The organism is bacterium (assembly GCA_040753555.1).
Lineage (GTDB): Bacteria > UBA9089 > UBA9088 > UBA9088 > UBA9088 > JBFLYE01.
The window spans coordinates 1-2,308 of record JBFMDZ010000280.1; the positions used below are offsets into that span (position 1 = coordinate 1).

Annotated in this window: 2 protein-coding genes and 1 pseudogene; 1 reads left to right on the forward strand and 2 read right to left on the reverse strand. The window is 34.6% G+C overall.

The window, feature by feature from the left end:
• On the forward strand, positions 1-211 hold a 211-nt coding region (locus AB1630_12455), incomplete at its 5' end, for a hypothetical protein (protein ID MEW6104603.1).
• Here the strand turns inward: AB1630_12455 and AB1630_12460 are convergent.
• Positions 134-880: pseudogene (locus AB1630_12460) on the reverse strand (transposase). The gene AB1630_12455 and the pseudogene AB1630_12460 overlap by 78 nt on opposite strands.
• Before the next feature lie 58 nt (positions 881-938).
• Positions 939-1,133: a transposase family protein gene (locus AB1630_12465; GenBank protein ID MEW6104604.1), complete on the reverse strand. Its 195-nt coding sequence runs from the start codon at positions 1,131-1,133 to the stop codon at positions 939-941.
• Between the last annotated feature and the right edge of the window lie 1,175 nt (positions 1,134-2,308).

Sequence of the window (2,308 nt, forward strand, 5' to 3'; positions counted from 1 at the left end):
TTTGAGCAAAGAGCAGATGCTCTATGGGGTATATGTTATTGGGACAAGCCTTGAAGCACAAGAATATCCTATGGATAAGGTTTTTTCTCTCTTTAAAGAACAATATGTGGTTGAAAATGCCAATAAATATGGCTCATCCCGGATTATAGTGGATAGGGTATGGATAGGGTTTAAAGACACCCAGAGAGGAACATCCTTGAATAATCTTTAGTTTCATATACTCCTTATCCCTATAACCATAAGCCCTTCTGATAATATTTCTTGCCTTAAGATTTGTTCCTTCTATGTAGCCAAGAGGGACCTTCTTATCACAGTAAGCTATAATACCATCGATGTGTTTATCTATCATCTTGGCAAACTTCTTGTAAGGTTCTAGTCTACTCCATTTAAGAGATTCCTTCCAATTCTTCCAGAACTTAAGGGCACTGGCTTTATATATGTATGACCATAGTTGTCCAAAGGTTTCTTTAAGTAAATGTGCCTTGGATATTCTATGGTTAACCCTAATCAATTCCTTAAGGGATTGTCTTGCCTCTTTCTTAAGATTTGCCATCTTTGAAAGGAGGATAAACTTCTTGCCACACAAAAGCCCTTTCATTCTTTCTGATTGTTGTTTTTTAAATTCTGCTTTACGAACCTCATTTAGGGCATTAAGGAGATGTCTTATTACATGAAACTTGTCATAGATAATCTTTATTAAGGGACAATGAGCACGGAAGCTGTTGGCAAACCCTTTTGCTCACTCCATAACCCCATAGGCTATCTTTTTTGCCCTTCTTTTACCAAACCACCTCCAGAATGGCAATAGGTCTTTCTCTTTTCTTCCTTCCCCTACATACAATACTTCAGGACCATTTGGTCCTTCAAGGCTACTTATCATATGCAAATAGTTATGCCCCTTTCCAACTGAAATCTCATCTATTCCTAATGTTGTTATCCTAAGATAAATCCCTTTTCCTTTGAGCCTTTTCTATTGCCCTTTTATCTATCTCCTTTACTGTTTGCCAATGTAAATTCTCAAAGTTTGCTACATCCTCTATTGTCATCACCTTGCATAGTTCACTTGTTTGATGGGCTAGTTCTTTGGTGATTCTAGCATATCTTTCCAAGAATTCTAAGCTTTCTGTCTTTATTCCACAATTAGGGCAGTTAACCCTTTTCTTCTTAAAATACTAAAACAGTTGGATACTTCCATAGATGTAGATGGCAACCTCCTGAATACGGGAGTCATAGTATGTTGTTAAGACCCTTTTACATCCACTACAGATATATCTTTTTCTCTCTGTATTTTAAGAATAATATTACCTTCCCTATGTCGCCCTCTTTCCTTATTTTAAATATCTCAGCACAAAAAATCCTTGACATCCTAATAACTCTGTAAGATAATCTGGCTTAATTCTTAAATATTATTTACCCATTATATTCCGTGAAGAGCCAGAAAAGATTGAATCAAACGATACTAAAAATAAGTATATGTTTAGCTTAAATTTTAAATCCAAAGCACGAACTAAAATGTCCAATGTCCAAGCCACAATGTCCAACAAATGTCCAAGTTCCAAATCCAAATGTCCAATATGGAATTTGTCATTGGGCATTGGGATTTTATTTGTCATTGGGATTTGGGCATTGGGATTTTATTTGTCTTTGGGGATGAGGATTTATTTACTTTGTGCCTAAGTATAGGACAACTAAACACATACAGTTTGTCATATGTATTTAGAGTTGTAGTTATATGCAATTTTGCCGTATAATATCAATAATTGTGGAGAATAGAGTAAATGGCATTCAAATATGAAAAAATTGGTAACTATTCAGACAGGATTTACAAGATGAACAGGATGTTAAATAAGCAGGTTATCCGGTTAATCAAAAAAATTATCATAACCCTGTGTCCGTTTGACGGATTGCCATTGCCCATAAATTACAATTGGTGAACTATTTGACTGCCATTATGAGGATGTTGGTTTGATTATTAATTTTGGAGAAAAGAGGGTTAAAGTAAAGCGAAAGGCGAGGGAATTGTCGGAATATTCATCGTTCTTATAATTTATGATGAACAAGATAAATTTAATCCTGTCAATCCTGTTCATCCTGTCAAAAATAGAACTGAATAGATACTATTTTTTAACCTTTAATTCATAAGCCCTTCTTAATGATGGAATAATACCTTCTGGTCTTAAGCCGTAACTTCCTGATTTTTAAGTAATATGTAAATTTAGATTTTCTATCAATTTTCGTGTTTGTTTGGGTATTTCAAGGTCTATCCATTGGGTTGAGGTTTTTACCTTCCTGTATTTACTTAAATATA